At 50.3% G+C, this 23,102-nt stretch carries 22 protein-coding genes, 1 rRNA gene and 1 pseudogene; 9 read left to right on the forward strand and 15 right to left on the reverse strand.

From position 1 onward, the window contains the following. Positions 1 to 268: 268 nt before the first annotated feature. The 3 genes and pseudogenes from KI367_RS24935 to KI367_RS27885 form a co-directional block, all read right to left on the reverse strand. A complete protein-coding gene (locus KI367_RS24935) occupies positions 269 to 1,627 on the reverse strand; it encodes an erythromycin esterase family protein (RefSeq protein ID WP_036715612.1) in 1,359 nt (452 codons plus the stop codon). A gap of 140 nt (positions 1,628 to 1,767) precedes the next feature. Next, positions 1,768 to 2,076, reverse strand: coding sequence for an aldo/keto reductase (locus KI367_RS27880; RefSeq protein ID WP_505861115.1), 309 nt, complete (start codon positions 2,074 to 2,076; stop codon positions 1,768 to 1,770). 64 nt (positions 2,077 to 2,140) lie between these two features. Next, positions 2,141 to 2,791, reverse strand: a pseudogene (locus tag KI367_RS27885) (aldo/keto reductase); the annotation flags it as partial. A 112-nt stretch (positions 2,792 to 2,903) separates the two neighbouring features. Between KI367_RS27885 and sigZ the strand changes: the two are divergent. Together sigZ and KI367_RS24950 are read left to right on the forward strand one after the other, a co-directional pair. Then, the gene (sigZ, locus tag KI367_RS24945; protein WP_052147457.1) at positions 2,904 to 3,539 is read left to right on the forward strand and encodes an RNA polymerase sigma factor SigZ; all 636 of its coding nucleotides are present in this window, start codon (positions 2,904 to 2,906) and stop codon (positions 3,537 to 3,539) included. A gap of 143 nt (positions 3,540 to 3,682) precedes the next feature. After that, positions 3,683 to 5,668, forward strand: a complete 1,986-nt coding sequence (locus KI367_RS24950) for a copper amine oxidase N-terminal domain-containing protein (protein ID WP_246537291.1) — start codon at positions 3,683 to 3,685, stop codon at positions 5,666 to 5,668. Between the two features lie 164 nt (positions 5,669 to 5,832). Here KI367_RS24950 and KI367_RS24955 read toward each other — a convergent pair whose 3' ends face one another. From KI367_RS24955 to KI367_RS24990, 8 genes are all read right to left on the reverse strand, one after another. Continuing rightward, on the reverse strand, positions 5,833 to 6,513 hold the full coding sequence (locus tag KI367_RS24955) for a hypothetical protein (protein WP_036715614.1): 681 nt from the start codon (positions 6,511 to 6,513) through the stop codon (positions 5,833 to 5,835). Further along, positions 6,498 to 7,364 carry an ABC transporter ATP-binding protein gene (locus tag KI367_RS24960; protein WP_036715615.1) on the reverse strand — a complete coding sequence of 289 codons (867 nt, stop codon included), beginning with the start codon at positions 7,362 to 7,364 and terminating at the stop codon, positions 6,498 to 6,500. The genes KI367_RS24955 and KI367_RS24960 overlap by 16 nt, the downstream gene beginning before the upstream one ends. Before the next feature lie 10 nt (positions 7,365 to 7,374). After that, on the reverse strand, positions 7,375 to 9,387 hold the full coding sequence (locus tag KI367_RS24965) for an ABC transporter permease (RefSeq protein WP_156124763.1): 2,013 nt from the start codon (positions 9,385 to 9,387) through the stop codon (positions 7,375 to 7,377). A gap of 132 nt (positions 9,388 to 9,519) precedes the next feature. After that, entirely contained in the window at positions 9,520 to 9,900 is a 381-nt protein-coding gene (locus KI367_RS24970) for a hypothetical protein (protein ID WP_212952737.1), read from the reverse strand. A gap of 565 nt (positions 9,901 to 10,465) precedes the next feature. After that, positions 10,466 to 11,320 (reverse strand): phosphotransferase, encoded by an 855-nt coding sequence (locus tag KI367_RS24975; protein ID WP_212952740.1) that lies wholly within the window; start codon positions 11,318 to 11,320, stop codon positions 10,466 to 10,468. A gap of 49 nt (positions 11,321 to 11,369) precedes the next feature. Beyond that, positions 11,370 to 12,119 carry an MFS transporter gene (locus tag KI367_RS24980; RefSeq protein WP_081992840.1) on the reverse strand — a complete coding sequence of 250 codons (750 nt, stop codon included), beginning with the start codon at positions 12,117 to 12,119 and terminating at the stop codon, positions 11,370 to 11,372. Further along, positions 12,116 to 12,577, reverse strand: coding sequence for an SRPBCC family protein (locus tag KI367_RS24985; protein ID WP_036715379.1), 462 nt, complete (start codon positions 12,575 to 12,577; stop codon positions 12,116 to 12,118). The genes KI367_RS24980 and KI367_RS24985 overlap by 4 nt, the downstream gene beginning before the upstream one ends. A gap of 2 nt (positions 12,578 to 12,579) precedes the next feature. After that, positions 12,580 to 13,092 carry a MerR family transcriptional regulator gene (locus KI367_RS24990; protein ID WP_036715378.1) on the reverse strand — a complete coding sequence of 171 codons (513 nt, stop codon included), beginning with the start codon at positions 13,090 to 13,092 and terminating at the stop codon, positions 12,580 to 12,582. A 263-nt stretch (positions 13,093 to 13,355) separates the two neighbouring features. On the opposite strand from KI367_RS24990, the gene KI367_RS24995 reads away from it, so the two are divergent. Next, the gene (locus KI367_RS24995) at positions 13,356 to 14,456 is read left to right on the forward strand and encodes a tyrosine-protein phosphatase (RefSeq protein WP_212952743.1); all 1,101 of its coding nucleotides are present in this window, start codon (positions 13,356 to 13,358) and stop codon (positions 14,454 to 14,456) included. Positions 14,457 to 14,552: 96 nt separating this feature from the next. Here KI367_RS24995 and KI367_RS25000 read toward each other — a convergent pair whose 3' ends face one another. Further along, the gene (locus tag KI367_RS25000) at positions 14,553 to 15,137 is read right to left on the reverse strand and encodes a LysE family transporter (protein WP_197070082.1); all 585 of its coding nucleotides are present in this window, start codon (positions 15,135 to 15,137) and stop codon (positions 14,553 to 14,555) included. Positions 15,138 to 15,321: 184 nt separating this feature from the next. On the opposite strand from KI367_RS25000, the gene KI367_RS25005 reads away from it, so the two are divergent. The 5 genes from KI367_RS25005 to KI367_RS25025 all read left to right on the forward strand — a co-directional run bounded on the left by KI367_RS25005 (position 15,322) and on the right by KI367_RS25025 (position 19,916). Then, positions 15,322 to 15,885 carry a helix-turn-helix domain-containing protein gene (locus KI367_RS25005; RefSeq protein WP_036715375.1) on the forward strand — a complete coding sequence of 188 codons (564 nt, stop codon included), beginning with the start codon at positions 15,322 to 15,324 and terminating at the stop codon, positions 15,883 to 15,885. 303 nt (positions 15,886 to 16,188) lie between these two features. Next, the gene (locus KI367_RS25010; RefSeq protein ID WP_212952746.1) at positions 16,189 to 17,352 is read left to right on the forward strand and encodes an alpha-hydroxy-acid oxidizing protein; all 1,164 of its coding nucleotides are present in this window, start codon (positions 16,189 to 16,191) and stop codon (positions 17,350 to 17,352) included. A 34-nt stretch (positions 17,353 to 17,386) separates the two neighbouring features. Next, complete coding sequence (locus KI367_RS25015; protein WP_212952749.1) at positions 17,387 to 17,977, forward strand: DUF421 domain-containing protein; 591 nt, start codon at positions 17,387 to 17,389, stop codon at positions 17,975 to 17,977. A gap of 223 nt (positions 17,978 to 18,200) precedes the next feature. Then, positions 18,201 to 19,172: a cation diffusion facilitator family transporter gene (locus KI367_RS25020; protein WP_212952752.1), complete on the forward strand. Its 972-nt coding sequence runs from the start codon at positions 18,201 to 18,203 to the stop codon at positions 19,170 to 19,172. A gap of 270 nt (positions 19,173 to 19,442) precedes the next feature. Next, positions 19,443 to 19,916 (forward strand): DUF5381 family protein, encoded by a 474-nt coding sequence (locus tag KI367_RS25025; protein WP_036715373.1) that lies wholly within the window; start codon positions 19,443 to 19,445, stop codon positions 19,914 to 19,916. A 277-nt stretch (positions 19,917 to 20,193) separates the two neighbouring features. Here KI367_RS25025 and KI367_RS25030 read toward each other — a convergent pair whose 3' ends face one another. Together KI367_RS25030 and KI367_RS25035 are read right to left on the reverse strand one after the other, a co-directional pair. Then, positions 20,194 to 20,649: a DinB family protein gene (locus KI367_RS25030; protein ID WP_212952755.1), complete on the reverse strand. Its 456-nt coding sequence runs from the start codon at positions 20,647 to 20,649 to the stop codon at positions 20,194 to 20,196. Between the two features lie 212 nt (positions 20,650 to 20,861). After that, entirely contained in the window at positions 20,862 to 21,215 is a 354-nt protein-coding gene (locus tag KI367_RS25035) for a winged helix-turn-helix transcriptional regulator (protein ID WP_036715371.1), read from the reverse strand. Positions 21,216 to 21,411: 196 nt separating this feature from the next. On the opposite strand from KI367_RS25035, the gene KI367_RS25040 reads away from it, so the two are divergent. Continuing rightward, complete coding sequence (locus KI367_RS25040) at positions 21,412 to 22,821, forward strand: MFS transporter (protein ID WP_212952758.1); 1,410 nt, start codon at positions 21,412 to 21,414, stop codon at positions 22,819 to 22,821. A gap of 175 nt (positions 22,822 to 22,996) precedes the next feature. On the opposite strand, the gene rrf is transcribed toward KI367_RS25040, so the two are convergent. Beyond that, a 5S ribosomal RNA gene (rrf, locus tag KI367_RS25045) occupies positions 22,997 to 23,102 on the reverse strand; the annotation flags it as partial.

Below are 23,102 nucleotides of genomic sequence, written 5' to 3' on the forward strand. Positions count from 1 at the left end.
GCTTTTGCCTCCGGCTTCCTTCGGATTCTGCCTCGCGGCAGACACCCTTGCCCTTGGCTAACGGTAGGCGCTCGCCAGCCCCCGTTCGGGACTTTCACCCTAGAGATGACGCCCATGCTGGGCGTACAGAAAAACCAGTCCCCCATCCGTTCGGAATGGAGACTGGTTTTTGCTGTTCCTCTCGGCGAAGCATCCTGCTCTGCCCTTTTCGGGCGTTTGTCCGATGCATAAGCATTCTTCTCGCACCTTGATTCCGGCATCGATCGGATTAATATTTCGTCGTCGGTTCCTTGACTTTATCGAAGACGATAATGCCGTCGTATTGCTCCTTCGGCACAAACCTCATCGCCATCGGTTCGATGATCTCGGATGTCATGCCGTCCTCCGCGGCATAGATGGGCTTGAACATCCAGGCATTGTTTTTGTTCGGCGTTTGGTGCTTGGATAGATCGGCGAAGGCGATCTTATACCCGCTTCCCATCATCAGCTGCTCCAAGCTTCCTTTCGGCATCGGCTTGATCTGGAAAATCTTCTGCGTCGTAATCGTGCTGGCCCTGCCGCTGTTCATGTACAGGCCGATGACGTATTCCTTGTCCTTCAGCTTTTGGTGAAGCAGCTCTCCCATGCTCGTAAAGCTGTTGATCCATTTCCCCTGCTCTTTGACGCTCATTTTCGACGTGTTTTTCGCAAGATGGTCGTTATGCGCCCACAAAATCACTTTTTTCCCGGGGTACATCACTTTCGTTAACCACTCGACGTTGTCCGCCATGATCCGGTCCCTGAATTCGTAGCTTTCTTTCGTGTCGTACAATCCCATTTCGATGAACTTGATGCGGTCTTCCAGCGTTTTGACGGCGACGTCGGCGATTCGCGGATTTTTCGGATAGGCGGCCGCAAGCTGTTTTTTGTTCTCTTTGATGAACTGGATCAATGCCTTGTATTGGGGTTCGTACTGATCCTTTACCTTTTGGATTTCCTGCTTGGCCTTTGGGTTGTTGCCGTTATCGAGGCCGTATTCGTTTATGACTTTATAGTAATCGGTCATCGCCTGCAGCTCGAATTGGAAATAATCCCGGCCCCGCTGCGGATCCACCTCGGCAATCCACTCCGCGATCCACTGCGTCAAATAGGCGGACGTGAACTGCATGTCGTAACCGGCAAGGTACAGCGGTTTGCCCTTGCTGCGCTGCTGTTTGATGTAATCGAACAACGCCAGCGTTTCTTTGGAATGCCAGACCGGAAAAATCGAGCGCTCCATCATTTCTTTGGACGAAAGCGTCCCTGCGTTTTCATAGGTCATAAAAGAATCGCCTAACCCCGACTCGAAGGCAATGACGTCAAAACCGAGCTCTTCGTGCAAATATTTGATCAGCCTCGTTTTCATGCTGCTGTATTCCGCGACCCGGTGAAAGTTCTCGCCCAGGCTGACGACGGTTTTATCCTTTAATATCGGCTTTAGAAAAGCCAAATCTTTATAGTCCTCCGAAGTCAGGGATTTGATCTCCCGAATGTTCGCCTTCGTTCCCGCACCATGGCCAGCCTCCGCGAACGCGCCAACCGGCGAAAGCGCCACGGCAATGGCCAGCCCCGCTGCGACCATGCCCGTCAATCGCTTGAATGTTTTCATTGTTTTTCCTCCTTATCGATTGGTTTTCACTCCATCATCGTAACGGGCGCTTCTAAAGAATTTATAAAGGCGGGTGGTGCGGGCGCTATATTTTCAAACAAAAGTTACGGGAACGATCACATTGGAAAAAATCTTATTCTTCATGGATGCTTCCGAATAATCGATTCATCCTCTTCCATAAACGGCCAAGTCAAATATTCGGCAGGCAGCTTGCTGACTTCGTCGAGGCGGGCCAATTCGTCCGGCGTCAACTCGATGTCGCTGGCCGCAAGATTGTCTTGAAGCTGATCCGGCCGCTTCGCGCCGACGATGACGCTGGTCACCGCAGGCTGATGGAGCACCCAGGCCAAAGCGATCCGGGCAACGGTGGATTCCCGCTCTTTCGCAATTTCCTCCAGCACGTCGATGATGCGATAGGATTTGTCCAGGTCGACCGGCGGAAACATCATTTTGGTATGCCGATCGTCCCCGCCCCCCCTGGCGGCTGCGGGAGTATTTGCCCGACAGGAATCCGCCCGCCAGCGGACTCCAGACCAATAGCCCCATGTTCTGATCCTTCAGGACGGGAATGATTTCCCTTTCGATTTCCCGGCCGGCCAGCGAGTAGTACAATTGGCTGCTCTTGAATTCATGAAGGCCAAGCTGCCGGGAAATGCCGCGCGTTTTCATCGTTTCCCACCCCGTCATATTGGAAGCGCCGATGTAGCGCACTTTGCCGCTGCGCACCAAATCGTCCAAGGCCCGCAGCGTATCCTCCCAATCGGTCAACTGGTCCGGATTGTGGATTTGGTACAGGTCGATATAATCGGTCCCGAGGCGTTTCAGGCTCTCCTCCACTTGGCGCATGATATGAAGGCGGGATAGGCCGATATCGTTCGGGCCGCTTCCCGTACGTCCCCTCACCTTGGTGGCGATAATCACGTCCTGACGTTTTTTGCCGAGCGCTTTGCCGAGGATCTCTTCGGATCGACCGCCGGCATAAATATTCGACGTATCAAAAAAATTGACGCCCGCTTCCAGCGCCTGCCCGACGAGCACGGAAGCCTCCTTTTCGCCGAGCGAGCCGAAGACGCCCCATTGCTCCCCGCCGCCGAATGTCATGGCCCCCAGCCCGATCTCCGAAATCAGCACGCCCGTATTTCCAAGCAAGTTATATTTCATCATTATTCCCTCCAAAATTTGTTTTATATTGATGGAGACGGAGGCCAAAATCAAAAGACGCAAAAAATAAGCGATTCATACAAAAAAATTTCCCGATGGATAAAGGGGTGGACATATGACCCATCGCATGGAAACCAAAAGCCCGGCCGGCACGGCAGAATCAATCACGCCGGAACTGCTGTGGGAACAATATCACGGCCCGATTTCCGGCTACGTCAAACAGAAAACGAATCGCCATCCGGATGCTGAAGATATTGTGCAAACGGTGTTTATGAAAGCCTATCGCCATTTGCCGCAGCTTCAGGACGAAACCAAACTCCGGGCTTGGCTGTTTCAGATTGCGCGCAACGCGATCGCGGACCATTTCCGCAAGGAAAAGCCGACCGACGAATTGCCTGACCATATGCCCGGTCCAGAGCTGTCAGCGACCGAGGATTATTCGGAAGAAGCCATTGCCGGCATGAAGGGCGTATTTTGTTATTTGCCCGATAAATACCGGGAAGCCGTGGAGTTATCCGAACTGAAGGGAGTGTCCCAAAAGGAGCTTAGCGAGCGCCTCGGCCTTTCTTATTCGGGCGCCAAATCCAGAGTCCAACGCGGCAGGGACATGGTCCGGGAATTGATGAACAGCTGCTGCGAGATCCAAACCGACCGTTACGGCAATATCATCGACTATCGCGTCATCCTCCCCCAGCCCGTCGTTTCGGGACGGGTTCGAAAACATCCGGGCCGTTGCTGCCGGCCGTCATGAACAAACCAGACTCGAGGTTATGCCAAAATACGCCGTAAAACGGCGTATTTTTTTGCGTCCACTTTGGAGGATAAATTTCCCATGGTGTCGAATGGAATAAGGATTTGTAAAACAAAATCGAACACAAAAGAGGGGTTATGAACTTGAACTGGAAAAAGTCATTATTGGTCATGGCTTTAGGCGCCTTCGCGCTCGGCTTAAGCCCGGCCTTCGGTGCCCATGAAGCCTCTGCCGCCGGCGAAGAACAGCTTCAAATCAAAGACATCGCGGGAAAAAACACGTATTTGATGAGCGACGGTTCCATGTGGACGACCGTCATGCAGATTGAAGGAACGCGTGTCCTCCATACCAAAGGAAACATTGAGACCATTTCCGGGGATCTATACGACGGACTGGGAATCACGAAGGACGGGCGCCTGGTGGAATGGGACACGGGGCTGGCCCCCCATCCGGTGGAAGGCGCGGCGGGAGTCAAGCAGGTATCGGGCTCCTACTGGCTGAAGTCGGACGGAACGGTTTGGATCGGCAACAAGAAGCTGAAAAACCTCAGCGGCATCGTGCAAATCGCATATGGGGAAAAAGATTTCGCGGCGCTGGCCCAAAACGGGGACCTATTATTCGAAGATTCGCGCAAGCAGGATACTTACAAAAAATTCGGTACCGTCGCCGATCCTTCCTCGGTCAAGTCCATGGCGGTGCACGACGACCGCGTCGCCCTGCTGTTCAACAGCGGCGAAGTCGTCCTGTACGAAGGCTCAAATTTTGACGACAACGGAAAAATCATTCCGGTCACCGTCGCGCAGGATGCGGTCCACATCACGTATGTATCTGCCGATCCCACCGACGTGCTTATCGTCACCCGGAAAGACGGATCCGTTTGGTTAACCGGGGAATATTCCAACCGCTGGAAACTTACGCATCAGGTTCAAGGCTTGAGCAATGTCGTAAAAACCGCGGTGGACGCGTATGCGGACAAGCTTTCCGAGGGCATTTACGCCCAACGCAGCGACGGAACATGGGTGTTCAGCAAGGATGATGAAATCAAACCGATCGATGTACCGACGGTCAAGGCGGTCTCCGTCTCGCTTTCCGACCGGGAGCCTTTCGTCGGCGATGCCGTCGAAGTCCATATCCAGGAAACGTATACGAACGGGGCCAAAATCAAAGTCCCGGTGAGCGAAGCCAAGCTCGAGATGGACAAGCCGTACCTGCTCAAGCAGCAGGCCGACGGCAAGCTCAAAACGGCGGGCGTGGGCCAAACGAAACTGACGGTGACATCGGGCGGCGTGTCCGCGAGCGTGACCGTATCCGCCAGTCTCCGCGATTCGTTGAAATTCGCCAAGCAGGTGAACGGCACCGTCTTCCTTCCGGTAAAGACCGTATCCAAAGCCTTGGGCGGAACCGCAACCCCTTCGGGCGACGGATGGAACGTGGCGTTCGGGGATGCTTCCCTGTCGTTCAAAGTCGGCAGTTTAGCAGCGCAATTCGGAGGCAAGGACGTCCAGCTTAAAGCCGCTCCGTTTACCGAAAAAGGAGAAACGTACATCCCCGCTTCCTTGTTGGCCGACACGCTGGGAGCGAAGGTAAGCTGGGACTCGAAGTGGAAACAGGCGGACATCAGCTTCGGCAGCGCCAAGATGACCGTCGTTTCAACGGAAACCGCGGGCCTGATCAAAAAAGCGATGCAGGGCAGCTTGGCCAAATTCATCGGAAAATCCTACTGGGTGAACGACTTCGAAGGCTGGGAGCGATTCTCGAAGGTGACCGTCGCCGACGTTCTTCCTACCGATACCGGAAGCTTCGTCATCGTCTTCAAAACGCCTGCGGGAAAAACGCTCAAAAGCGATTCCATGAGTTCCTCCGAAGTCATCAAGACGTTGACCGATTCCAGTTACTTTTTGAACTACGATCCATACAAAAAATATAAATGGTCCGCCTCCACCTGGAAGCAGATCAAAGCAGGAAACGTGGCGCTGGGCATGACCAAGGAGCAAGTTCTCCTTTCGTGGGGAGCGCCGATCGCCAAAGATATCCAAAAGGTACAAGGCAGCACCATTGAAACCTGGGGTTATGCAAGCTACGATTTCGTTTCCTTCCTGAACGGCAAGGTAACCCTGATCATTATGTAATCCCAGACTTGGCTGCAAAACCTGAATGTTTATGCACGAATAACCTCCAGGCTTTTTGTCTGGAGGTTTTTTTAGATTTGGCCTGAGTGCACCCGAGCAGGGACAAGCTGAAAAAAATGAATCTCGATTAGCCGAACCCGTGCATGGCAAGTACATACGAAGGATTACTTCAATAAAAACTCCTTATTCTGAAAAATCTTTTGGGAAATATACAAACCGATAACCGAAGCAATCAATAGGATCACGGTACAGCGCAATTCGTCAAAGTTGGGTTGGGGAAAACACCACTGAAACGGATACAGTCCGAAAGTAAAAGCCCCGCGCGTCATATAAAGGAAAATGGAATATACTCCGATGATGATATAACAAACAATCGAGTTTTTGACGATCATCATGAGCAAAAAAGAAAGTGCTGCGAAGTATAGCACCGACAGAACCGGCAAACATATATCGCTAAGCAAAATTAGCTGATGACCGGGAAGCAACCGGATCACAAGAAATACAAACAATATGAAGAAAATAACTACATACAACAAGCTCATTCGTAAAACTCTCATGATTCCGCTATGAGTGGAGCTATAGGGAAGTGCCAGAATCGCTTCCTTCCCTTTCGTCTCCACAAAGTCTTGAAACAGACCGATGATCCAGATGCTTACCAATGGAATCGACAGTACGCCAAAATCATGACGGATATACTTCAGCATGTTTTGGTTATCATTATATCCAGAGTAATGGATTGTTACGTATGCAGCTGATATGAGCATCATGATGAATGGTAAATAAAATAACCCGCCCATATTGCGGATATCCAGACGTAAGGACGGCATTTTTACCTTTGATTCCATATCAAATATCCTTCCTCTAATGTAGGGCTTACAGGAATTGCTTCTCTGCTGGGGGACTCCTTCGCTAATACCCTTAATTCCACATGGTCCTCCGTCGTCGTCGAGCTGATGACATTAACCTTGGACTGCAGGTCGACAGCCTGTTCAGGACGGACTTTCCAAAGCCATACATGACCCGCTGCCTCTTGAGCCAGCTTGCTCAAAGAGTCGAACTGCGTTGCTATGCCTTTTTTGATTACGGCGACAGAAGAGCATGTAGCTTCGATATCTTCCACGATGTGAGTAGACAAGACGATAATACGTCCAGCAGCAACCTCCCGTAATACATTGCGGAATCGGATCCTTTCTTCCGGGTCCAGCCCCGCTGTAGGCTCGTCCACAATGATGATTTCCGGGTTACCCAACAGCGCCTGGGCAATGCCCAGTCTCCGCTTCATGCCCCCTGAATAATGGCCTGTCTTTTTATGGGCTTCCGCTGTAAGATTAACCCTTTCCAGCAACGTTTCGATCTGGGCACGGCGCTGTTTTTTGTCGCGAAGCCCTTTCAGGACACCTATATAATCTAAACATTCATATCCTGAAATATTTTTAAACACATTAAAATTTTGCGGGAGATAGCCAAGTATATTTCTAACCCGTTCCGGTTGCTTCCCCCATTGGATATCTTTATACCTCATGCTGCCGGAATCAGGTGCGAGCAGAGTCGCCAGCACTCTCATGAAAGTCGTCTTTCCTGCACCGTTAGGACCCAGCAATCCAAATAACCCATGACCTATTTGCAAGGATACCGATTGCAGCGCTGCCGTCTTGCCAAAATGCTTGGATACATGATCTATCACTAATCGGTCCATGTTGCTCCTCCTAATACGAACGATCCATTAATTTTTTCCAGTCGCTGAAGTCTAATGTTCGGGCATCCGACAGTTGGTAAGCAGCTCTTACCAATCTTTTCAGTCCTTTCTCGCCTTGATTATTATAAAATTGAAGGATATCACGAGCCAAATAAGCCGTGGCCGGCGCTCGATCGCCTTGCCGCTCGATTTCCCGTACCTGATGTGACAGCGTTGTGCCTTTTTTATTCGGACTCTCCATATATTCAAGAATCATGCGGAAAATATACGAATTCTGCTCGTCGTTGATCCGATAACGATTAGACCAGAAAAATGCCTGAAACACCGACTCCATCCTTGCTATATTTTCAACCGTATAAGGATTTCTCGTTATTAATTCATTCACAAACAGTTCATCCTCGCCAAGTTGCATATAGTAATTCGGGAAAAAGGAAAACGAAGGAACGACCATGATTTGTTTCGGCATATCCGGCGCCTTGATCCCAAGCAGGCTTGAAAGATGATTTTTGGTCTGCTCTACTTTCTCAATGGCCGAACCCACTTCATCTATACGGTCAGGCGGGCCAACAATCTGATAGCCGCCGACGTTTTTGTCCATTAGCATCCCCGACAAAACCGTCGCTCCGGATGATTGCCCGGCAAATGTTCCGTCCGCTTGTTTGGGCAAATTGCTATAGGTACGCTCGTTAGCATGTATGGATATATGGAAAGAGGCTGGTTTGGACAGCGCAATATGGTTATATTGCGGTTCATAAAATAAATCGAATTTTTCAGCAACAATCCATGTTCCAGGCACCGGGTACCAAGGAAAGGCGGAACTCATGAAAAAGGAAGTTTCGCTGATTGGATTGTTGGCTCCTGCCGATCCCTTGATGTGGAAAGATACATCTCCTTCTACCTTCCCTTCAGGCCAATCCACGTACAACCAGTCGCCATCTCTTTTCCAGCGGGCAGGCTTCCCATCAACTTCGGCCTGTTTAACCTCTAAGTTATGATATAAAGTAAAACGTAAGCTTGTAAGGCTTGGGGCGACATGACTTACCCTCATTTGGGCGTTATAATTAATGAGGTTGAGCGTATGCTTTATATCTAAATCGTAGCGGTCGACTTCGAAAGCAGGAGGACTCATTTCTGTTTTGCTGCTTCCATTGGCTGAATAATATTCCCCATCTTGGCTCAGATACAAGTCCATATAATTGTTTAACGGCGCTTTGTATGCACTCAGCGGACTTTTCGCCTCAGCAACGAATATAGCAAAGATAATAAGACAACCTGCAACGGCTGCAGCTAACGTTCTTTTTTCTTTTAGTGAAGGCTCCCGTTCTTGCCTAATCAAAACCGAGGCGAATGCCAGCGTAAGACAAACCGCTAGAAATGCGGTTTTTTTCGCTATAAACGAATAGGCTAAATATAGTCCTTCAACCCCGTTATAGGCGCTTCCAAGATCCTGTTCCCCTTGATTTAACCATGACAATACATTTACCGGAATATAACGGCTGAATAGCATATTAAACGGGCTAATGGCAAACCAGACGAGAAGAACAAGCGGGAGCTTCCACCAGGATTGACCCAGCAGTTCCCCGATTGCAAATCCCAACACTCCACATGAAAATAGGGTCATCCCCCAGTACAGAAAGATGTATAGGATCACTTTATACGCAAAGCTCAAGTATTCGCTGCCGCTGAACCAGATCATAAGCATGACTTCAATCGACGCTATGGCCATCAGAATAAAACAGATCGCGCCCCAGGCCAGCAATTTCGATAGATTTCTAAGTGCGCTGCCCGGTGCCGATGCTAAACACTCGGCCATGCCGGCCTCTTGTTCTCGTCTGGAGATGAGTATGCCAAAGAAAAGACCGAACAGCGCGGAGGCCATACCAATATACCCTGAGGATTGCAGAAATTGCCCTACCTGCATCAAATCGTTTAAAAAGTGATAATATCCGATAGGCAAATAAACCGTTAATAAAGCTATTGCAATCCAAATCAATACCCCTCTTCGGTATTGTTTAAATTCCATGTTCATCATCGCAAATAAAGTCCGCATTATGAATCACCACTTGGTATGTAGTTATGTAACCAAATCTATCTGGCCGAAAATTTTAGTGAAGAGGCTGCCAATGGGATGTTGACAGCCTCTTCACTATAAAAATTAATAATTTTGTATATAACCCCAACCCGTTGGTGCATTTAATTCCGGGCTCAGTTCGACATAGTATAAATCCGTGTCGGGAGTCATACCAATACTGGCGCTTTGGAGTGATGTTGTATTCGTTGTAAAATAAGATATGGAGGGGTCTGGCCAATAGGCTACAACTCTTTTTGCCGCAATTTTCATTCTTCCTCTCTGTACAGTAAGGTAGCCTCCATATTCCCCTTGGTCATTCCCATTAATATAACTACTTGAAGCTGTGGACGCACCGGTTTGCAACGTTGCATCTGCAAACTGATTAGAAGCGGCGTGCGCTACTCCTCCCAAGAGGAGAGCACAAAAAGAAGTGGCTGCAATAAACTTTTTTGAATGTTTTACCATCGGATTCATCCTCCCTGAAATATCTTACATGGTTCAATATTTTAGGAATTTATATATGACAGCTGGCCAGCTTATCATCAACTGAATGAACTCACTATGTACTGTGCTCTAATGTCATGCAATCCGAGAATAAATGAGCATAAATATACTTTTTATTTCTTTAATTTCATTTCTTTAATTGTAACACCTAAATATTGGTTAATTCTAGCTTCTTGTATAAAATCCTACAAAATGCCCATTATGACAAGTGATAGAATTGAAGTATAAAGAAACAGCTTGTCGACATACGCTGAAAAGAGCCTTTGCCGCGGCAACGGCAAAGACTCCAACGACAACAAGCAGCAGAAACCCACGGCGGCAAAGTTAAACTACTAAGCAAAACACACCGAAGGTGAACTGCACCCCTACACCATCTAACTATCAACCATAAAGCCTTACATATTCCGGGTACGCCCGAAGATGGATGTCCCTGGCTCGTTGCCGGGTCTCTTCCTTCACCTCCGGCATGCCTTCCGCTTCGACGTAATCGGCAAGGACGTCAATGACATCATCAAAAAACTTTGCCCTAAAATATAGCTCCATCCGCTCGAACGTATCCGCCCCCGCTTCGCGAATGATGCGCTCCTTCCAGATCTGCCGCTCTTTTTCCTGTCGGATACAACGGCCATAAAAATACCGAATAGTCCATCGCGGCATCCCCTGTTACCGTCAGGTCATCCCAGTCAATCATCCAGAAGCGATGCTGATCGTTTGACAAAATATTTTGCCAATTCAGGTCATTATGCACGACATCCGCCGCCTGGCGTTGGAAACAAGGCATCTGGCGCGCCATTTCCTTTAATGTCTCAATCTCAGCGCGAAACCAATCCAGCGTGCGATCTTCGACAAAATCCAGCAGATGCCTATCCGCGAGAATCCCTTCCAAGTCTTCCTCGAACCTTGTAATGTATTCCTCTGCAAATGCTTCGGCATAAGTAGGGGCAGCCTGCCTATCCGCGAGCATCGTTTGGAGCTGCTCATCCTGGTGCAATTCCTTTAATGCCCGCAGCACCTTTCCGACGACCGGCAAAGAATCGGAAGCGGAGCTCAGCGGTTTTCCAGCAATGTATTCGAATGCCAAACCATAGCTGAATCCGGGCAAAACAAGTTCCGTCACCTCTTGGACAAGCCGGGGCGCATTGTAATGTTCCGTCAGGTGTTCGCTGATTTTTGCCCATTGTTGAAGATGCGAGGTGCGATCCTCCCGGACGAATTTGACATGCCTCCATGTTTCCCCATCGGATAACCGGTAGGACTGGTTGACGAATCCTCCGGGGTTCCACATATATTTCGCCTCGATGTTCGACCCTTTCAGTCCAAGCCGATGCGAATGTTCCCTTGCCCATTCCCTAACCCGTCGTTCGGCGAATTGCAGATCCATTGGTCTTCCCCTCCCCTTTTTCAGACAGCAAAAACACGGATCTATAAGATCATATCCAAACGTGAAGGGGGGTGGCAACTTTCGGGCAGAGAGGCGCTCCGCTGTAGCATTCATGTTTACCGCCCGAATCGTGCAAGCTAACTTGGCTCATGTTCAGTCCGAGGGCGGCAAGGGACAAGCCGACGCTAAGCAGATCCAGCCGACCTGCGCCTTGGTCGCGGTATTCGGGCAACAGCACCGGGCCAAGCACAAGCAAAAGCACCATGACGGGGACCCCGATCAGAAATACGGAACCCCACCAGAAGTTTTCCAGCATCATTCCGCCAACCACGGGACCGATGGCCGCGCCGCCCATGCACCCGGCCATCCATATGCTGATGGCCAAACCCCGCTGCTTGGGGTCATGGAACATATGGCTGATCAGCGCCAACGTTGAGGGTACGAGCGTGGCCCCGGCTATTCCGAGTATGGCGCGGGCGGCAATCAGCATCCCCGGACTTGCGGCAAACGCGGCGCCGACGGAAGCGATGCCAAACACGGCCGCTCCCATCATGAGCACCTTGCGTCGTCCGATACGGTCTCCCAAAGTTCCCATCGTGATCAAAAATCCCGTCAACATAAACCCGTATATGTCCATGATCCACAACTGCTGGGTGCTGTCGGCCCCCAGATCTGCGCTCAGATCAGGCAGCGCCAAAGCTAGTACAAAGATATCGCTGGAGACCAGCAGGCTCGTCAGGACCAATACGCCCAGTCCGGTCCATTCCCGCGCGCCCGCCTGCGCATGGAGGTTCCTCATTGGGTTTTCTCGGGTTCGAACATGTCCGGCAGTTCTTCGCCCAATTTGTCCAGCATGATTTTCGTTCCGTGCTCGCGCTGGGCCGCCGTATCATGGCCGTCGAGGAAAACGCCCTGCTCCGTGTAAATCAGCTTCGTTCCCTGCTCGGTTTCTTTGAATTCCACCGTAGTTACCGATACCGATATCCTAACGTCCCCTTGGTCCATCGTATACGAATAAACGATCCGCTCGTTCGGCACGATTTCTTGATAGCAGGCATCAAAGGTATATACCGGGCCTCCGGGAGGGCCCCCGCGATTGAACTCCCGTCCTCCCACGCGGAATTCGAACGCTTCCGCCTTTGGGAACCATTTGCTTTTGGCTGCGGGATCGGACCAGGCGGCGAATACCCGCGCCGGCGCGGCCCCGTAGTTTCTTTCAATCACAAAAGTATCATGCGTTGCAAAATGTTTGCTCACCATCATTCCTCCCTTTCGTTTTCTTCCATCGAAATTCCCCCAAGAAAGTCGCCCAACTTGTCGAAATGGTTCTCCATACTCGTCCGACGTTCGGCAAAAAACTTTTCATGGCTTTTTTTCATCATGCTCAGCATTTTCGTAAAATCCTCAACCGTTAACGGTTCATCTTTCGCCATCAGGCTCGAGGCGTTCTGCAATTCCTTTAAAAGCTTTTGTTGGATCCGGATGTTTTCCTTCAACCGATCGATTTGAAGCATGACGACTTCATGCGGGTTGTAGCCCTCATCGGCCAGGATCGATTTGATCTCGTCGAGCGACAAACCCAGATCCTTCAAAGCCAGGATTTGCTGCAATCGGGATAGGTCCGATTCGTTATACAGCCTGTATCCCGCATCGGAATATCCGGACGGCGAATACAAACCGATCTGATCATAATACCGCAAGGTTCGAATGGTTAACCCCGTCAGGTTGGCCAATTCGCCGACCTTCCAACTTTTTTGGCTTGTAATGATCATCCCCTCGTTTCGCGCGAACCAATTTTACCGGCAACTTCAATATACACCATGACGCCGCGTAAGGCTCAAGCAGGTGATGAAAGACTTTTTCCCGCCTAATCAGCATGGAATCAAGCAAACTTTTACGTTCGGTTTACGCAGGCTTGACGAAGGACAAACACGCATCCCTCATGATAGAAAGGACATCTTGGAGTTCATTTAAATAAAGGGCGACATGATGGCAATGATGAAAAAAACGGCGCTTCTGGGCGCTGCATTCTTTTTTGACCGTATCGCCGCTGGGCGCTGCCATGGCCGAGGCCGGTGCGGTTCCCCATAAAAATACGGCGGCTGTCCGGCATCCGGCGAAGCAGGGTGCTTTTACGGGAGCGACCGTCGAGAGAGCAAAAAACGGAGCCCTTACGATTCATTGGAAAACGTCGGCCGACCTTGGCCCGGTCAAAGTGTATTGGAGCACCAAACCCGACGGAGGCTGGAAAGAACTCGCGCGCACCTATGCTTCTTATGGCGGCTTGCATACGGCCGACCCGAATCCGGGAAGCCGGGTATATTTTAAAATCAAGGGCGGCAACGGCTCCGAAATCAAAACCGCTGAACGTCTGCTCCCCCTCCAGGGCGCGACGAACTTCCGTGATCTTGGCGGTTACCGAACGGCGGACGGCAAAACCGTCCAATGGGGCAAGCTGTTCCGTTCGGACGAGCTGGCCGGCTTGACCAAAGCCGACATTACTTTTCTTCAGAAAAGCGGACTGAAAACGATCATCGATTACCGCACCGACGATGAAGTGAAGCAAAAGCCCGATCCCGCCATCCAAGGCGTTGCCTACGTCCGGAATCCGGTTTTTGGGCAATCCGGCAGCGGAACCGATATTTTCGCATATATGGCTGCAGGCGAATTTGACAAAATGGGCAAACCCGGCGACGTGCTGATCGCGGCAAACCGGGACATGGTGGACCACCCTGAAGCTTACGCGAAGCTTTTTGACATGATGCTGGACCCTGACGCAACCGCTTTCGTTCAGCATTGCACCGCCGGCAAAGATCGTACCGGACTCGGCTCGGCGCTCATACTCCTCGCGCTTGGCGTTCCGAAGGAAACGGTCATGCAGGATTTTCTGCTCAGCAACCAATACCGCGCAGCGTACAACAAAGCAGCCGTGGATGCCATGGTGAAACAGTTCCAACTGAAGGACGAAAACGCCATCGGGATCATCCAGGCGCTGATGGACGTTCGCCCGGAATACATGAACGCCGCTTTCGACGAAATGGCCAAAAAATACGGCTCCATCCAAGGCTTCTTGGAAAAGGGAATCGGTCTGAGCGCAGCCGAGCAGGCCAAGCTGAAAAAAATGTATCTCGAATAGGCTGGACTCGTGCCTGAAAGTTAAATCGGCATGAGCGGTTAAAGGACGGTCCTTGCAGCGTTTCGCCGCAGAGGAGCCGTCCTTTTTCTGAGTTTTTTAATATTTAAGAATCGTGTAGGCGCAGTATATCAATAACAGAAACATCAGCAGGCGAAATGGTCTACTATGCTTCGACAGAAACCTGCTAAAAACGGCCCCGAACAAACTCCAGCTTAATGTCCCCGCAAATCCGATGCAACCGAGAAGAATCGAATACAGCCAAAGGCTGGCGGTTGAACGGCAATACGGAACAATAAATACCGAAACGACCGATAAACCGAACAATATGACTTTGGGGTTGATGAACTGCAGCAGCATGCCTGTAAAAAAACGTTGTTCCCCCTCCCGCTCCCCGACAGCGTTTTCGTCTTTGCTCCGAATGATCTTCAGGGCCAGATATACCATGTACACGGAACCGATGATCGACATCCAATACTCGATTTTAGGAATGACATCCTTCAGCCACAGATCGAAATAACAGCATAACAAAAGGATCGCCCAAAAACCGGTCCCCACGCCGAGACAAAATTTAAAGGTTTTGCGAAAACCATGCTTTTGCGCCAGATACATGGCCATGATGTTATTGGGACCGGGCGTAAAACTCGAAATAAACGCGTACAGCAGCATCGACGATAACAGCATCCCTCTCCCTCCTTTTATTTGACGTTATATAATCTATTTTGTGCTTTATAACGCCTATAATGATACAAGATGAACGCTATATTGTAAATGTAGGTTGGAACAGGATGCTCCCCTTTTCTCCTCCATTTGTTTTTGGATCGTATGTTATACTTTTCTTAAAACAACCCTCGAGGAGCGTATTTCTATGGCCGAAGAAATTCATCTCGTCATCGCCAAAAATGTAAAGGACATCCGTGAGCGCAAAAAACTAAGCCTGGATAAAGTATCCGAATTAACGGGAGTCAGCAAAACGATGATCGGACAAATCGAAAGAGGGGAATCGAGCCCGACCATCACGACCATTTGGAAAATAGCGACGGGTTTGAAGGTATCTTTTACTTCATTGATCCATGAGCCTCAGCCTGAAACCAAAATCGTGCTCCGGGATGAAATCAACGTATTGTCGGAAGACGACGGAAAATATAGAGTGTACCCCTGCTTTCCTTATCATGAGGATCAGCGGTTTGAGCTTTATTTTATCGAAATCGAACCAGGCGGGTACCATCACGCCGATCCGCATATTGAAGGCACGGAAGAATACATCACCGTTTTTGACGGCGAAATGACCATCGAAGTGAACCAATCGAAATTTACGATCAAGCGTGGCGATTCGATCAGATTCAAAGCGGACCGATCCCATTCTTACCGTAATACTGGGGATTCCTTGGTGCGGGCAAGCATGACGATATATTATCCTGAAACGCAGTAACCGGGTCGATGATGGTACGCTCTCGCTCAGTCCGGGTAACTCAGAGGCAAAGACGGGTGCGGGTACAGCTATCGATCATGCGTAAGGAGCAGGAGAAAAAGCCTTGGCCTGAAGCCAAGGCTTTTTTTGTGCAACAGACGAAAAAAACGAACCCTTCTGCCCCTCCCCTTAGACTTTCGTTCGCCGTTCACTGTGGTTAAAGCAAGGAGAGAAAAATCCATTTATGTTGACTAACCTTCCTGCCATTTGTCCAAGCTAAGAATCGATGAAGCGGAATTTTTCAGAAAATGTGGAGGTATATGAATGGCATTTCAGAGCGAAACGATACAAATGGATATCTACCAATGCGGCGACGAGGCTGCGAAGCTTTTACCGGTATCGTTCGACGAATGGGAAAACCGAGCCAAAGAAGTTCTTGCTGCTGCCCCGTTCGGCTACGTTTATGGAGCGGCAGGAGCCGGAGATACGCATCGCGGCAATGTGGATGCCTTCCAAAAATACCGGATCCGGCCTCGCGTTTGCAGCGATATTTCCAAGCGTGATCTTTCGGTATCGATTTTCGGCGACCGATTCCCGGTTCCCTTTCTATTGGCACCGATCGGGGTCAATACGATTCTTCATCCCGATGGCGAACTGGCACCTGCCAAAGCCGCGGCGAAACTGGGCGTTCCTTATATCCTTAGCAACGTTTCCAGCGTCTCCATGGAGGAGGTAGCCGAAGCAATGGGAGACGCCGTTAGATGGTTCCAACTCTATCCTCCCAAAGATCATGAGCTGACAAAAAGCTTTCTGAAACGTGCGGAGGCGGCCGGATTCAAGGCCATCGTCGTCACGGTGGATTCGACCCTTCTTGGATGGCGCGAAACCGATCTCAGGAATGCCTACTTGCCTTTCCTTACGGGACAAGGAATGGGCAATTATTTTTCCGATCCCGTCTTTTGTTCGCAACTCAAGGAATCTCCCGATAAAAACGTGAAGGAGGCCGCCTTGAAGGCTCTGGAGGAAGGGAATAACACCTGTTTTACTTGGAAAGAGCTTGAATATATTCGGGAACAAACCCGTCTGCCTTTGCTGATTAAAGGAATTACGCATCCGGACGATGCCCTGCTGGCCTTAGAACATGGCGTCGACGGCATCATCGTTTCAAACCATGGAGGACGACAGCTTGATGGAGCCGTGGCAACGTTGGATGCCTTGCCTTCGATCAGCGAATCGATACAGGGCAAAATCCCGATTATTATGGACAGCGGCATTCGCAGAGGGGCGGATATCTTAAAAGCGATCGCTCTTGGGGCCACGGCCGTTTTGGTCGGACGCCCGTATGCTTACGCGTTAGCCGTTGCGGGACAAACCGGAGTAGAAGAAGTGATCAAACATCTTATGGCGGAAACCGAACTGCAGCTGGCTATATCCGGGCGAAGCCGGATTGAAGAAGTGGATGAATCCCTGATTATGAAAGTAAAATGACCCAATACATCCATCTGGTATGGGAGGGGCCCAAATGAACCTTAGTTTTATCTGGGAAGCTTTGGCCGTGCTGTTCGTGGGATTCTGTTTGCTGCGCATATTGGGCAAAAAAACGGCAGCGGAAATGACGGGTCTCGAAATCATTACCCTGCTGGCTATGGCCTCTATGATCGGGCACGCTATTTCCGGGCACGGATTATGGAAAACCATCGTAACCTTGTGCATTTTCGTGGCGCTTTTGATTACGGTTCAAGTACTGGCGATAAAATTGGATTGGGTCGAGAGATGGTTTATGGGCAAAGCAACGCTTGTCATTCAGGATGGAAAGATTATACCGCAAAACTTGAAAAAGCTGCGCTTATCCGCCGATCAATTGGAGGCAAAATTGCGAGCGAAGGGAATCTCCTCTTTTGCCGACGTCAAGACCGCTACCATCGAAATGAGCGGCCAAATCGGTTATGAATTGATGCGGCATGCCAAACCGGTAACGATCGGGGAGTTCGAACAGGTGTTGGCACAGCTGCAATTGAAGCTGCCACAACAGCAGACCCAACCAAACGGGAATCTCTTCGACGAAGTCTTGCGCCAGGAGCATGAACATCGCATTTCCCCGGATCTTGATTAAGGATATCCTTTCAGATGTTGCCTAAGCCGTCGTCTAGGCTGCATCAACGCCCCCGCTTTTCCAATACATTGACCTAACAAGCCACTTTCGCATTGAGGATGTGGCTTTTATATTTGTACCGATTTGCCCTTGACGTGTTTTGGCTATCCACATATAATTAACATCAATAGAACATATGAGCAACTGTTCATATGAAACAACCATATAGGAAGTAGGTATAGGTATGGCAGGACATGATCACAATCACGCCCATGATCATAGTCACGGACATGGACAAAACAACAAAAAAGTGTTGCTGTTCTCTTTTATCATCATTACCGCTTATATGCTGGTCGAGGCATTTGGGGGATTTTTTACGAATAGTCTTGCCCTGCTATCGGATGCCGGTCATATGCTGTCGGACTCTCTTGCGTTAGCGATCGCTTTACTTGCGTTTAAGTTTGGAGAAAAAGCGGTCGATAAGGGAAACACGTTTGGTTACCGGAGATTTGAAATATTGGCTGCGATGCTAAACGGCGTTACCCTGATTGTGATTGCCTTATACATTTTTTACGAAGCGATCGACCGATTTGTGAACCCGCCGGAAGTCGCTACCGTGGGAATGCTGGTCATTAGTTCCATCGGCCTGCTCATGAATATACTGGTTGCGTGGATCATGATGCGTGGCAGCGATACGGAGCACAACCTGAACATGAGAGGCGCTTACCTGCACGTAATCAGTGATATGCTCGGATCGATCGGGGCCATTATTGCCGCTCTGCTGATGATGTTTTTCGGCTGGGGATGGGCAGACCCGGTTGCCAGTGTCATCGTCGCAGTACTCGTTCTCCGGAGTGGTTACTATGTCAGCAAATCTTCCCTGCATGTACTTATGGAAGGAACGCCGCGTAACATTGATGTAGAGGAAGTTGTGCAAGCCATTTCGCAGTTTGAAGGCGTGAAGGCCGTGCATGATGTGCATATATGGACCATCACGAGCAACTTAAACATGCTCACGGCCCATATTGTGGTCGACGGGAACAGAACGGTTTATGAGGTCGACGCCCTTTTGCAAAAAATCCAGCATATGCTGGAGCATAAACATATTCCCCACTCTACTCTACAAATCGAATCGGAAAAACATGGACACGACGAATCTGTTTTATGTAACGTAAAAGCGGGCGCACCGGATGCACATGCCCATCATCACCATTAATACAAGTTTATATATCGTTTATCGGAGCGGTTGGGTGATATCTCCCCGCTCCTTTTTTATTTCTAAGAAAAAAATAGCCGTGCTTCAAGGAATGAGCAGAAACACTCCTTCACCGCACTGCGGGCGCTTCCTTCATTTGATCCAAAACGGTACAATTCAAAGTAGGCGATGGTTGGAGCCTTTGCCGGTGATGGCGCAGCTAAAAGTCGTCGAAAAGGGAACCCGCCGGATGAACGGAATATTCAAATCATTTCAGGAAGGCGCTGGATCATGAACGCGATATCTTATCGAAAATTTGTGGCATGGGCCAAAACGCTCGGCAGCTTACTGTTTGTGCTGGCCTGCCTGTTTCTGCTGTATGCGGCTTTTTTTATGGATACCTCAATTGTTCGTAAGTTCTTTTGTATCACATCGGCCATTATAGGGATTCCGTTTTTTGGAGGGTATTTGGTTGTCAGCTTGCCAAAGGCGCTCAAATCAAACACGCAGCTGCTGACCTACGATCAAAATTCCGTTTCAGACGGTACGCGGACCGTTGCCTGGGCGGAGATTGCAAGCATCAGCTACAGCGGCCCTTCCATTCGGAAGTGGCTGCTTCCGAAACTTCCTGCGCTGATTTTTCATTTGAAAAACAGGGAGACCTGGAGCGTGAATACGTATTATTTGTTGACCGATGCCGAAATTCAGTCTGTCATGAAGCGCCTGCGGGGGCTGATCAGCCGAAACGGGAAGGAAACGAAGTAGTTCTGTATTGCAGGATTTGGGGGACGCCTTGGTCGTTGTTCATCAAAGGGAGGAACGGATGCAGGACTCACGAGGGTATAGGATTGTGGAGCCGGCTATCCGCCCGGCGAATCCACTGCCTCCCCTATGACGGGTTTTCGACAGACCGGCAGCAGCTGCCACCTCGGCAAGAGATTGAAGGTTTGTACGCCTGTGTATGTTGTTGCTTATTGGTACGAACGTTTCCCGTTCATTCAATGCTAACCCCATACCGTGGGTCATGGTGATCTTTGGCCGGTTAGAGCCTCGCGAACGTGATGTAATCGACTTGGACAGGCTCTGCCGATTCCATCCGAAGGGCCCGGTTGATCTGTCCCCGGTGATATTGCCCATGCAAGAGGACCTGCAACAGGATGTCCCGGACGGATGTTCGGAACGGATCCCCGCTCTGATTCGCATAGTCGATCATCTCGTCCAACCCGGATTCCTCGAGCCCCTCGATATAGACGCGATATTCCTCGGCGTTTTCTTCGAACATCCTCCGGATCGCCGCCAGGTCTTCCGCATCCTCCCACAACGAATATTGAGCGCTGCCATTGCCCTGCAAGCGGGACAACCAGACCCGTTCCGCGACCGCGACGTGCCGAACCAGCTTCAGAAGTTCCTTGTTCTTCGTCCCGCTTTCCTCAAGCGCGTCCAAAATGCGTCCGTCCGCCCAGTACAGGTGGTCCATCATGCTCTTGATCGTCTTCATTTCGGTTTCCCCCACTTCGTCTTATCGATTTTCTTGAGCCTGCTGTTATCCGTTAGTTTAATCATTTGAACGAACTAAAACAACCTTTTTGGGGTGGATTTCTTGTACGAGACGCGCTCATATAGCATGATTTATAGCTTAGTCTCTACTTGCCCAATGGTAAAAAAAGGACAGCTGCGATCGCTCTGCAACTCGTAAATCAGCGGCTTACGTCACATGTTTAAGCTTGCCTGGTTCTCGGTTGATCCCTGGATGTACCGCTCTCCCCATTCGCACATCACATCGATGACCGGCCGGAGGGATTGACCCAGCTCGCTCAGTTCGTACACGACTTTCGGCGGGACCTGGTTGTATACCGTCCGGATGATGACCCCATCCTCTTCCAACTCCCTAAGCTGCTGAGTCAGCATTTTCTGCGTGATGCCCGGGGTCAACTTTTTCAGCTCGCCCGTTCGTTTCGCTCCATAGGTTAAATGGCATAAAATAAGCGTTTTCCATTTTCCCCCGATGACCTCCAGGGTCGCTTCTATAGGTATATTAAAAGCTTGCGGCATACTCGTTTTCATGGCATGTCTTCCCCCGATCCAAATAGGTACTTTTTGGTTCCTATATTACCTTTTGGTGAAAATGACACAAAAAAGTGCGTACTTCTGTTCCTCGATTATATGATACATAATCTCCTTGTGCCAATAAGGAAATCGGCAGACCTAATCCAGCCGGTTCCGGAATGGATGATTATTCATAATGAGGAGGACATATCGAATGAAGGCAAACGGTCAAACATTTCAAAGTTCCGGCAAGCTTTCCTGGGGCTTATTGTTCGTTTTGTGCGGCGCCATTTTTCTGGAAGGGATCGACGTGTCGATGATGGGCGTGGCTCTGCCCGCGATCCGTGCTGAACTGGGCATGTCGACCGGTTCGCTGCAATGGGTAGTCAGCGCCTATGTACTGGGGTATGGCGGCTTCATGCTGCTCGGAGGCCGGGCATCCGACCTGTTCGGGCGAAAAAAAATGTTTCTGGTATGGCTCACGGTTTTCTTTGCGTTCTCCGGGCTAGGCGGACTATCGACCGAAGGCTGGATGCTGATCACCGCCCGGTTTGTTACAGGCATTAGCGCTGCGTTCATGACTCCGGCCGGCTTATCCATCATCACGACGAGCTTTGCGGAGGGAACTGCACGCAACAAGGCATTGCTCGTTTATGCCGGGACGGCAGCCGCAGGGTTTTCACTCGGTCTTGTGGTCGGAGGTATCTTAAGTGAGATCAGCTGGCGGTGGGTTTTCTTTGGACCGGTTTTATTGGCGTTCGTGATTCTTCTAGCCGCGATTCGCCTCATACCGGCCTCCGGTCGGCCGGAGGCATCCTCCAAAGGCTTCGATCTGGCCGGGGCAATCAGCGTCACGGCAGCCATGCTGCTTCTGGTTTATGGTGTCGTGGAATCTTCCAATCTGGGCTGGAGCTGGACCACCGGAATATTAGCCTGCAGTGTTCTGCTTTTTGGTCTCTTCGCAACGATTGAGCGACGCTCGGCATCCCCTTTGGTACGCCTTGGCATTTTTTCAGCCAGCTCGCTCGTACGGGCAAACCTGGGTGCCATGTTATTTGCCGGCTCCTTTTTCGGGTTCCAATTCGTGACGGTACTCTACCTCCAAGAACTGCGCGGCTGGTCATCCCTTGAAACGGGGCTTGCCCTGCTCGCCGTCGGTGTCGATTCCATACTAGCACCTACGCTGACCCCCAAGCTGGTAAACCGTTTCGGCAATATTCCGGTGATTTTCGGCGGGTTCTGCCTCGCTGCGTTAGCCTACGTCCTTTTTCTTCCCATCGGTTTGGACTGGACCTATGCAGCGATGTTCCCGACGATGATCCTGACGGGCCTCGCCTTTTCGCTGACTTACGGACCTTTAACCATCGCCGCTACGGACGGAATAGCGGAAGAAGAACAGGGCCTCGCCAGCGGTTTATTGAATACCTCCTTCCAGTTTGGCGCCGCACTCGGTTTGGCGGTCGTGACCGCTGTGCAGATTGGCGCTACAGGTTTGGACAATTCCCCGCAAGCGATGCTCGACGGCTACCGCACAGCGATGATCGTACCGATTGCCGCTTCCCTTCTCGGGATCGGCATCACCGCTCTCGGCCTTCGCAAACGCTCGCCGGTAGTGAACAGTTAAATATGAAGAGTTAAATATGAAGAAGCTCCGTCCGCTGGATCAAAGAAACCAAGAGCAGGAATCTGCCCTTGGTTTCTTTACTGGTCGGTTCATTGAAATCGCAGCAACCGGATCCGTCGTTCCCGTATGTGCTAATAAAAAAACCACTGTCGATTTTCATCAACAGTGGTCCTTCGCTTGGCAGCGTCCTACTCTCCCAGGACCCTTCGGTCCAAGTACCATCGGCGCTGGAGGGCTTAACGGTCGTGTTCGGGATGGGTACGCGTGGAACCCCTCCGCTA

Source organism: Paenibacillus cookii (genome assembly GCF_018333375.1).
Taxonomy (GTDB): domain Bacteria; phylum Bacillota; class Bacilli; order Paenibacillales; family Paenibacillaceae; genus Paenibacillus_AQ; species Paenibacillus_AQ cookii.

Coding starts and splice junctions, on each gene's coding strand:
- KI367_RS24935 (WP_036715612.1), bottom strand. CDS start 1,627: ATGAAAACATTCAAGCGATTGACGGGCATGGTCGCAGCGGGGCTGGCC.
- KI367_RS27880 (WP_505861115.1), bottom strand. CDS start 2,076: ATGATGTTTCCGCCGGTCGACCTGGACAAATCCTATCGCATCATCGAC.
- sigZ (WP_052147457.1), top strand. CDS start 2,904: ATGACCCATCGCATGGAAACCAAAAGCCCGGCCGGCACGGCAGAATCA.
- KI367_RS24955 (WP_036715614.1), bottom strand. CDS start 6,513: ATGGAATCAAAGGTAAAAATGCCGTCCTTACGTCTGGATATCCGCAAT.
- KI367_RS24960 (WP_036715615.1), bottom strand. CDS start 7,364: ATGGACCGATTAGTGATAGATCATGTATCCAAGCATTTTGGCAAGACG.
- KI367_RS24965 (WP_156124763.1), bottom strand. CDS start 9,387: ATGGAATTTAAACAATACCGAAGAGGGGTATTGATTTGGATTGCAATA.
- KI367_RS24970 (WP_212952737.1), bottom strand. CDS start 9,900: ATGGTAAAACATTCAAAAAAGTTTATTGCAGCCACTTCTTTTTGTGCT.
- KI367_RS24975 (WP_212952740.1), bottom strand. CDS start 11,320: ATGGATCTGCAATTCGCCGAACGACGGGTTAGGGAATGGGCAAGGGAA.
- KI367_RS24980 (WP_081992840.1), bottom strand. CDS start 12,119: ATGAGGAACCTCCATGCGCAGGCGGGCGCGCGGGAATGGACCGGACTG.
- KI367_RS24990 (WP_036715378.1), bottom strand. CDS start 13,092: ATGATCATTACAAGCCAAAAAAGTTGGAAGGTCGGCGAATTGGCCAAC.
- KI367_RS25000 (WP_197070082.1), bottom strand. CDS start 15,137: ATGCTGTTATCGTCGATGCTGCTGTACGCGTTTATTTCGAGTTTTACG.
- KI367_RS25005 (WP_036715375.1), top strand. CDS start 15,322: ATGGCCGAAGAAATTCATCTCGTCATCGCCAAAAATGTAAAGGACATC.
- KI367_RS25010 (WP_212952746.1), top strand. CDS start 16,189: ATGGCATTTCAGAGCGAAACGATACAAATGGATATCTACCAATGCGGC.
- KI367_RS25015 (WP_212952749.1), top strand. CDS start 17,387: ATGAACCTTAGTTTTATCTGGGAAGCTTTGGCCGTGCTGTTCGTGGGA.
- KI367_RS25020 (WP_212952752.1), top strand. CDS start 18,201: ATGGCAGGACATGATCACAATCACGCCCATGATCATAGTCACGGACAT.
- KI367_RS25025 (WP_036715373.1), top strand. CDS start 19,443: ATGAACGCGATATCTTATCGAAAATTTGTGGCATGGGCCAAAACGCTC.
- KI367_RS25030 (WP_212952755.1), bottom strand. CDS start 20,649: ATGAAGACGATCAAGAGCATGATGGACCACCTGTACTGGGCGGACGGA.
- KI367_RS25035 (WP_036715371.1), bottom strand. CDS start 21,215: ATGAAAACGAGTATGCCGCAAGCTTTTAATATACCTATAGAAGCGACC.
- KI367_RS25040 (WP_212952758.1), top strand. CDS start 21,412: ATGAAGGCAAACGGTCAAACATTTCAAAGTTCCGGCAAGCTTTCCTGG.